General features: G+C 71.2%; 5 protein-coding genes and 2 pseudogenes. 4 read left to right on the top strand and 3 right to left on the bottom strand.

Going from position 1 to position 8,751, the window contains the following annotated elements:
• From AB0K09_RS24610 to AB0K09_RS24600, 3 genes and pseudogenes are all read left to right on the top strand, one after another.
• Positions 1–695 (top strand): annotated as a pseudogene (locus AB0K09_RS24610) (hypothetical protein); the annotation flags it as partial.
• A 39-nt stretch (positions 696–734) separates the two neighbouring features.
• Positions 735–4,163, top strand: coding sequence for a hypothetical protein (locus tag AB0K09_RS24605; protein WP_366067546.1), 3,429 nt, complete (start codon positions 735–737; stop codon positions 4,161–4,163).
• A gap of 38 nt (positions 4,164–4,201) precedes the next feature.
• Positions 4,202–5,938 (top strand): hypothetical protein, encoded by a 1,737-nt coding sequence (locus AB0K09_RS24600; protein WP_366067545.1) that lies wholly within the window; start codon positions 4,202–4,204, stop codon positions 5,936–5,938.
• Between the two features lie 290 nt (positions 5,939–6,228).
• Here the strand turns inward: AB0K09_RS24600 and AB0K09_RS24595 are convergent.
• Together AB0K09_RS24595 and AB0K09_RS24590 are read right to left on the bottom strand one after the other, a co-directional pair.
• A pseudogene (locus AB0K09_RS24595) lies at positions 6,229–6,345 on the bottom strand (IS5/IS1182 family transposase); the annotation flags it as partial.
• Positions 6,346–7,040: 695 nt separating this feature from the next.
• The gene (locus tag AB0K09_RS24590; RefSeq protein WP_366067547.1) at positions 7,041–7,166 is read right to left on the bottom strand and encodes a hypothetical protein; all 126 of its coding nucleotides are present in this window, start codon (positions 7,164–7,166) and stop codon (positions 7,041–7,043) included.
• A 182-nt stretch (positions 7,167–7,348) separates the two neighbouring features.
• Between AB0K09_RS24590 and AB0K09_RS24585 the strand changes: the two genes are divergently transcribed.
• Positions 7,349–7,801, top strand: coding sequence for a Rieske (2Fe-2S) protein (locus AB0K09_RS24585; RefSeq protein WP_366067544.1), 453 nt, complete (start codon positions 7,349–7,351; stop codon positions 7,799–7,801).
• Positions 7,802–7,837: 36 nt separating this feature from the next.
• Here the strand turns inward: AB0K09_RS24585 and AB0K09_RS24580 are convergent, their stop codons facing one another.
• Entirely contained in the window at positions 7,838–8,473 is a 636-nt protein-coding gene (locus AB0K09_RS24580; protein WP_366067543.1) for a cysteine hydrolase, read from the bottom strand.
• Positions 8,474–8,751: the final 278 nt, after the last annotated feature.

Here is an 8,751-nt window from a genome sequence, read left to right as displayed (position 1 = left end):
CGCAGGCCGCCGGCGAACAGCTGGAGCCCGTCCGTGCCTGGCTCGACCGGCTGCGGCTGCTGGAGATGCTCGCCTTCGAGCACCTGGTGCCGGACGCCCGGATGCTGCCGCCGCAGAGCATCCGCTTCGCCTACGTCGACGCCGGGTGGGTGCGGGCGGCGGTGGACGGCGCGCTCAGCATCGGCGTGGGGCACGCGCTCGACGCCGACCTCAACGCCCTCGCCACCGGCGGCGGCCCGGTGCCGTCCTGCGCGGTGCTGATCCGCTCCGACCTCGTACCGCACTGGCCGAACACCATCGTCACGGCCTACGCGGGCGGCTCCGTGGTCGAGCCGTTGCGCACGGCCGTGTACGGCACGGACGTCCAGCTCCTGCTCTACCCCGCCGTGATCGACCGCTTCGAGCTGGCGGAGCCGCCGCGCGGGCTGTGCTTCGGGATCGGGGACGTCGGCACGATCGAGCTGCGGGAGATCAGCGGCGACCACATCGGCCGTCCCATGGGCGAGTTCCCGCAGCCGGCCGGCTTCGGCCGCTTCCTGCGCCCCGGTGGACACGACGTCCTCAACGTCCATGGCACGGGGGACGCACTGGTCCCGGCGCTGGCCGAGGCGCACGGTGTGCCGCAGCTGTCGTCCGCCCAGTTCGCCCTCCAGATGATCAACGCGCCGCAGGTGCAGAACTTCACCCGGCCCTGACCGGCCCACCAACCGCTTCACCGAAAGGACCACCGGACCGTGTCCGTGGACAACACCCTGGTCGTGCCGGTCGAGGTCGCAGCCCTCGCCGTCAACCAGCAGACGCGTGACGGCGGCAGCCGCCACGTCATCCACCGCTGGATCGCCAACTTCGGCCCCTTCGGCCGGGGCGTCGCGCCCGAGCCGGCGCCCTTCAGCTCGTTGGAGCAATGGAACGGCCGCGAGGAGCGCCTCGGCGTCTACCTCCAGTGGGAACTCCCGGCCGCCCTCACGCGGGGCAGCCACGACGACGAAGAGGGCATCGGCGACTTCCCGCTGGTTCCCAACCGCTGGCTCGTCGTCCGCCACCAGGACAGCACCCGGCAGCTGAAGGCCTGGGTCGTGGAGAGCGACTACCTCGACCCGATGAATGGCACCGTCTCCTTCCAGGACCCGCACAGCGACGAGCCGCGGGCCACCCTGATCGGTAAGTGCCATGAGCTCACCGGCGCCTGGCAGGAGCCGGGGGGCACGCGGGAGCCGTTCCTCACCGCGATCGGCCCGGGCCTGCTGACGTTCTCCGTCTTCCAGCCGTACAACACCAATGTCTTCTCGATGCACGACCGCCTGGACGACGTCGCGGACCAGGAGCGGCTGAGCTACTTCGTGGCCGGCTGGTACGCGCAGCCCGGCAGCGACATCCTCGCCGGGACGGAGGACCTCACCGGCCTGCTGGCCCGGCTGGGCTGGACCAAGCCGGCCGGCTCCGGCAGCGGCATCCGCAACTCGGTCTACTCCGGGAGCGTCCTGGGGCTGGAGTGGGACCGGACCGGGCCCGTGCCCGACTCCGACTGCCCGCTCCGCGACGACGTCACCGCCATCGTCTCCAACACCATTGGCGAGGCGGTGGCCGAGCTGGGCACACGGGCGGGCGGCGACGGCGCCTTCTCCACCGAGGAGGCGAAGCTGTTCCGTGCCTTCCTCCTCGGGGGCGTCGACGGCCTGGAGGAACAGGACCGCCCCGAGGCCGGCCTCCTCACCGACCGCCGGGCCCACGACGCCGCCTTCGGGCCCGTGGGCGGAGGCTACCGCTGGTTCGTCGGCGAACGCGGCGAGGACACCGGCGACCTGCCCACCGCAGCCCGGTTGTCCGCCCAGCGGCAGGCCCGCGCGGCGGAGGAGGCGACCGTCGCCGAGCTCAACCGCAGGCAGGTCGCCTTCGACACCAAGGAAGCCGAGCTGGACGCCGCGCGCGAGCGGCTCTACCACCTGTGGTGGCTGTCCCGGCTGGACGACCAGTCCGACGAGTTCCAGGACCGCATCGCCGCCGAGCTCGACATGACCAACCCCGACGGCGCCGCCGGGCACGTCGTACGGCTGGCGCGCGAGCTGGCCGGACTGCGCGAGAACCTCCCCTGGGGCCGTACACAGGAGGAGCTGGCCGCCGACATCGATGCGAAGTACCCGGCGTACGGGGCCCGTGCCGCCCGCCGCCTGATCCGCGTCCCGGCCCAGGAGTTCGAGTACGCCGCCGACCCGGTGCTCTCCCTCCAGGGGACCAACCTCCACGCCCCGCTCACCCGCGACACCCCGCTGCCCTGCCGCACGCCCGACCGCCTGGTCACTCAAGCGTCGGGGGTCTCGACGGGCGACGTGGCCGAGGTCGCCCGGCAGGTGAATCTCACCAACCTGCCGCCTTGCTTCCCGGCCCTGCTGACGGAGTTCCTGATCCTGGATCGGGCCCTTCGGACGGGTGAGATCAGCAATGTCACCGGCACCCTGCCCGAGTACGGCACCGAACCCTGGCGCATGCCGTGGCAGCCGCTGTACCTCCTGTGGAAGGCGGAGTACGTTCCGCTGCCCTTCCACGAAGGCGACTCCACCCACTGGGACTTCATCGAGGGCTCCCGCTACCAGTGGCAGGGAGAGGGGCCTGTCGGCACGCCCCTGGTCGTCTCCGGCCGGCAGACTCTCGCCCCCACCGCCGGCCACATCATCGACGGCGCCCTCGCCGCGTACGCCCGCCTGCGCGGCCTGCCCGCCGACGCCCTCGGCCGAGTACGCGCCCGCACGCGCGGCACCGACCTGCTCTCGCAGACCCTGGACGGCTTCGGCGCGGCCATCGCTCAGCGCCGGCCCAACGCCGGCCTCCAGTCCGCGGGGGACATCGCCGAACTGATCGGCAACGGCAACTACTCGCCGCCCGACCCAGGCGCCCTGCCCGCCAGCGACTGGGCCCCCTGGCCCGACTCCACCTTCCAGCACCTGCGCGCCGGGCAGCTCGCCTTCCTCAACCTCGCGGTGGTCGACAGGTTCGGCCGCGCGGTCAACCTCATCGACAATCCCGCCCACTTCCGCCCCGAGATGCCCCGCACCATGCGTCCCGCACACCCCGTCAGCGAGCACGACAGCGACCGCTTTGTGGAACTGGGCCCGCGCCTGCTCCAGCCGGCGCGGCTGCGGTTCGACTTCCTGTCCGCGGCCGGGGACGAGGACACGGACCTGGCGCCGGGCAACAACCCCGTGTGCGCCTGGCTCCTCCACAACCGCTTCGACAAGTCCCTGGTCGTCCACGCCCCCGACGGCTCGGCGCTGGGTGAACTGCGCGTCACGCTCACCGCCGACGGGCAGAGGGAAGTGTCCTGGTCCGCCCTGCCGGGCTCGGACCTCACCGACTTCGAACAGTTCCGGGACCGCTCACCGCACACCTACCGCCTGCTGAACGCCGTCAAGACCCGCGGACCCGGCGTCTTCGACGCGTTCCGCGCCACGCTCGACCGGACGCTGGAGACCATCGACCCGGACGGCCCCGCCGACCCGGGCCTCGGTTTCCTCCTCGGCCGGCCGCTCGCCCTCGTCCGTACCCGCCTGGCGATGGAACTGCGGGGGCCGCTGCGCACGGACGTCAGCTGGCAGCACCTCTTCGCGGACGCCCCCGCCGACGTGACCGGCTACCCCTGGGCGATCCGCCTGGGCGAGGCCGCACAGACCGACGACGGCCTGGTCGGCTATGTCGTCGACAACGACTACGACCACTTCGAGACGGTGATCGAACCGGTCGGTGAAGGCGGCGACTACCTGCGCCCCATCGGCGACGACCCCAGCCTGCGACTGGACTTCGGCGACCACAACACCGCCGAGGCCACCCTCCTCCTCGACCCGCGTGCCGCCGTCCACGCGACCACCGACATCCTCGCCACCAAGCGGGTCCACGTCCCCCAGGAGTTCACGGACCAGGCCATCACCCGGATGACGGTCAACTTCCGCACGGGTCCCCTGCTGGCCGCGACCGCCGCGCTGCGGGGGGCCGGGGACAAGCCGGAGGAGACGGTGTTCATGCCGACGCCGGCCACCGCCACCGGCACCTGGACCTGGACGGAAAAGCGCGGCGACGCCTGGCACCGCCTGCCGATCCTGAGCCAGGACCCGTCCGGCCTTCCGCCGGCCGGCCCGGAGATCCGCTCGGGGTTCCTGACCCTGGGCAACTGACGCCCTCTGTCTGTCTTACAAGGAGCAAGGAACACACCATGGCACTGGTCACCCACCTCGGCGCGGCGGACACGACGTCCGCGCAGGAGCCGCTGCTCTCGTTCGAGATCACGACCAGCCCGGACCCGCTGAAGGCGTCGCCGGAGAACCCGTCGGCACCGCTGGAGAAGGGCGAGCTGATCATCGTCGGGTCGAGGCGCCACAGGGACCCGGCGGACGTCGAATCGATCAGGGTGAAGGTACCGGCGGGGACGATGTCCCCGGACCTGGCCACCGACCTCGGCCAGGTCAACCACCGGATCAGCCTCCCCGGCTGGACCTCGCGCCTGGACACGACCAGGCAAGAGTTCGTGTTCGAGCCCACTGCCGGCTACGCGACGATCGACGCGAACACCGGATTCACCATCCAGCTGTCGCAGATCCCCATCAGCCGGAAGGTCGGCGCCTCACCGATCGACGTGACGGAAAGGTCCCGCACCGGAAACAGCGCCTTCCAGCCCCGGACGACGCAATTCAGCGTGGGCAAGTTCCCGCCGGACTTTTACCTGCGCAACCTGATCTGCAACCCGCTGGTCATCGACAACGGCGGCCAGGTGACCCTGACGTGGGAGCGCTCGGCGAACGCCGAATACCAGCTGCTGTACGGCGCCACCTGCCTCGATGTCACCAACGAGACCCGTCGCATCATCACCGACGTCCGCTCCGACACCACCTTCTACCTGATCGGCACGGTCAGCACAGGCGCGGAAACAGTCAAGCGAATCCTGTCCACCGGCGTCACGGTCATCAAGCCGGACCTGGAGATCGGCAACCTCACCGTCCATGGGACGGTCACCGCCAAGGACAACATCTCCATCGCCGCGGGCAAGAAGCTGGTGACTCCGGAGATCAGCGCGGCCGGCAGCAGCATCAAAATCAGCAGCTCCGTCGACCACACCACCGGCACGGTGAAACTCCTGGCCGGGGGCGGGCTGGAAGTCAACGGACTCCTCGCGGCAAAGGGCGGCATCCAAGGCAACGCCGGTGCCCCACTTGTGGTCCATCAGAACGACGGCTTGGAAGTGCACGGCAAGTTCCAGGCCGGTACGCGTGGCAACGCCGAATGCACGGCGGTCTTCAAGAAGCCGGTCACCGTGGAAAACACCCTCAGTGTCAGCGCGGGCAACGCACTCAAGACCAACAAGATCACCACCGTAAGCGGCGGCACCATCACCGTCGACAAGCACATCGACATGGCCAAGGGCACCGTCCTCCGCACCGGTGACCTGCGGGGCGTCAACGACGGGGCCGACAAGACCATCAAGGTCAGCGCACCGATCGACTTCACCGCCGGCGTGGACATCGTCAAGGAAGCCAAGAGAGGCAAGCTCACCAAGAACGCACAGCACAGCTTCACCGCCGACACGTCCGGCCTCCTCGTGATCCACGCCTGGGCCGGCAACTCGGGCTCCACAGCCGGCACGGAGGTGTATGTCAACACCTTCCCCCACGGCCGCTTCATGACCTACGCCGACCATTCGAACGGGCAGCCGGGCGGCGAGCTTCTGACGATCCCTCTGAAGAGGAACGACCAGGTGCAGTTCAAGGTCGTGAACAGGAGAGGGAACATCGGCGATCGACCCGGCTGGTGGATGTGGCTCCCCTTCGGTGCGACGAACGTCGGCAACGGACCCATGGCAGCAGCCGAGCTGGTCGAGCCGGCCGAGACCGCCGTACCGACCGGCCCGGTCGAAGGCGCCGAAGAAACAGCCGCCGAAGAAGCCGTCGAAAGCTGACGAGGGCAGCACCCCGCACCCGTCCCCAGGCGTCCCCCCTGCCCCATGGAAAGCCCGAGCGTGGGGGCCCTGGTGACGACGGCGATGCCGGCCCCGCCGTGAGCGTGTCCGCCGGCGCCGTGTTGATGCGGAGGCATCACCCCGGCCGCTCGCCGCAGCCACGACGGCGCTCGGTCAAGGTCGAAGAAGGTCCCCGACAGTGCCTACGACGACACCCTCGCCCAAGTGCACGACCAGTGCGGCCAGTGCGATGCCCTCACGGTGCGCTCGTGCGGTCATCCCTACAGCCCTTGGGTGACGTCGTTGCGGCTACCGCCAGTCGAAGTGGCGGCGAGCGGGATGCCGGTGGCATCGGTGATCAGATGATGCTTGCTACCCGTCCCGCCTCGGTCAACAGGGCTTCGTCCCGCCAGCCGCCCGGCGACGGCGACGCCGTGCGCCCGCAGCTGCGGCGCACCCGGCCGGACGCCCGAGTCCGGCCACCGCAGCACTGGCGGCGGCTGCGGCACACTGCCGGGCGCCCCGCCAGGCGTCGTAGCCACCGGCGTACAGGCGCGGCCTCCCGTCGCGGGCCAGGGCGAGGTCGAGGGACCGGTCCGCGACCTCGCGCAGCAGCGCCCGGCCGTGGCTGACGACAGCGAGGCCGCCGTCGTGCTCGCGCAGCCGGCGGGTGAGGAAGTCCAGGCCGCCGGGGCATCGAGGTGGTTGGCCGGCTCGTCGAGAAGGCGAATCTCGTGCCGGGCACCGAGCATGCAGGCCAGCCGGAACCGGTGTCGTTCCTGCATGGCATCAGGCCAGATTCATGGCCCCGGCCAGCAGGTCCGCGGCCTTCGTGGGGACCTGCCGGAAACCGCCCGGCCCCCGGCTCCCTCCACTCTCGTCGTCTTACGTGGTGGCAGCCCCTCCGATGTCACGCTCGCCGGCCTGGCGTGCCAGGCGGCGACCGTCGCTCGGTCCGCTCGCTGTTGGGGGGAATCTGGGGAGTTTCACGGCGCGGTGGGGAGCGCGTGGGGAGAATCGCTACGTAAAGCCGCAGCAAGGTGAAAGCTCCGGAAAGATGCGTCTCGCAGGTCAGAGACCAAAAACGGATCGCTTCCGCAGGTCAGCGCCGCTCGGTGGACAACTTCATGACGTATGTCCCGAGATCGTCGGCCTCGGCGATGCCCGGGAGCGAGCCGCCCTCGCGCAAGGGCGCGGCATACCGGGTGGCGGTGACTTCGGGGAGCATCGCCCCAGGTTACTCGGCGTGTGAACGCACAGGGCGGCTGAGCCGTACGACTCCTTGTCGACCCCTCAGAAGGAGTGAGAATGTCAGTTCTGTCTGGTCTACCCGGATCCTCCGACCCATCGGCCGAGGAGCCGGGACCTGCTCCGGGGCCCGTCCCGGGTGGTGCGAGCCGCCGTGCCGTCGTGGTGACGGCCGGCGTCGCGGGTCTGGCGGCCGTGCTCGCGGCGTGCGGCGACTCGGAGAAGAAGGAACCCAAGGCGACCGCACAACCCGAGACGGCGTCGTCCAGCGGGGCCCAGCAGGGCGGATCGCCCTCGGGCGCGGCGACCTCCGGCCAGGCACCCGGGGGTGCGGCGCTGGCCAGGACCTCGGAGATCCCGGTGGGCGGCGGGAAGATCTTCCCCGACCGGAAGGTCGTGGTGACGCAGCCGGTGAAGGGCGAGTTCAAGGCGTTCTCGGCGGTGTGCACCCACGAGGGGTGCGTGGTGGGCGACGTGTCGGGCGGGACCATCAACTGCCCCTGCCACGGTAGCCGCTTCGCCGTCGCGGACGGCAGCGTGCGGCACGGGCCGGCGCGCCGGCCGCTCCCGGCCGAGCGGATCTCGGTCAGCGGCGACTCGGTCAGCCTGGGCTGACCCCGCCCCGGGGCGGGGCGCGTGGCGGGCGGTGGCTCAGCGGGGCCGCCGCCAGCCGCGCAGCAGCGCCCCGGTCGTGGTGACCGTCGCGACGAGGGCCAGGGTGTGCCGGATCATCGCCGCGGTGTAGTCGGCGGGCACGCCGGCGACGGCGTCCGCCGGCACCACGACCGTATGGCCGAGGTTGACGGCGTCGAAGACGGTGTTGGGGATCGCCACGTTGGCCGAGACGCCGGTGACGACCAGGGTGCGGCAGCCGAGGTTGCGCAGCAGGGCGTCCGCGCCCGTGCCCGCGAGCGGGGAGAGGCCGTGCAGCCGGCGGACGACCAGGTCGCCGTCGCCGACCGGGATCGGGTCGGCGACGCGGACGGCCAGGGTGCCGGTCAGCTGGAGCACGGGAAGTCGTTCGGCGGCGCGGAAGAGGGGTGCGTTGCGGGCGGCACCCCGGCCGTCGGGGCGGCGCTCGGCCACGGCGTGCACGACCTGGACCCCGGCCTGGTGCGCTCCGGCGACCAGCCGCGCCACATTGGCCAGGGCCCCGGAGGCCCGGGCGGCCTCGGCCAGCTGCGGCAGCGCACTGTCGGGGCCGACGACGCCGCGCTGGCACTCGACGGTCAGCAGCACGGTGGTCGCCGGGTCGGGCACTTCGGCGGACTGGACCTTCGGCGCCATGGGCGGCTCCCGCTGTCTCGCGCTCGCTCCGGTCGGGCGCGTGAGGCTAGCGGGCATTGCGCGGCGGAGGGAAGGGCCCCATCCTTTCTGACGAGTCGTCAGGAGATTGGGGGGTGGGATTCATGGCCGTCACGCAGCGGGGGGGCCGGCGCGTCATGATGACGCCGGCGGAGCTGGACGCCTTGGATACTCGGCCTTCTGATGCCGGTGCGAGCACATGAGCCGGAGGGGACGGGCACGTGAGCGAAAAGCCAGCGGGTTCCGCGGCGGACAGGCCA

The organism is Streptomyces sp. NPDC049577, assembly GCF_040675635.1.
In the GTDB taxonomy this organism is placed as follows: domain Bacteria; phylum Actinomycetota; class Actinomycetes; order Streptomycetales; family Streptomycetaceae; genus Streptomyces.
This window is presented reverse-complemented; position numbering and strand designations above follow the sequence as displayed.

Excerpts from the sequence above, each read along its gene's own strand:
- AB0K09_RS24600 (WP_366067545.1), top strand. The coding sequence starts at position 4,202 with ATGGCACTGGTCACCCACCTCGGCGCGGCGGACACGACGTCCGCGCAG.
- AB0K09_RS24590 (WP_366067547.1), bottom strand. The coding sequence starts at position 7,166 with ATGCTCCCCGAAGTCACCGCCACCCGGTATGCCGCGCCCTTGCGCGAG.
- AB0K09_RS24580 (WP_366067543.1), bottom strand. The coding sequence starts at position 8,473 with ATGGCGCCGAAGGTCCAGTCCGCCGAAGTGCCCGACCCGGCGACCACC.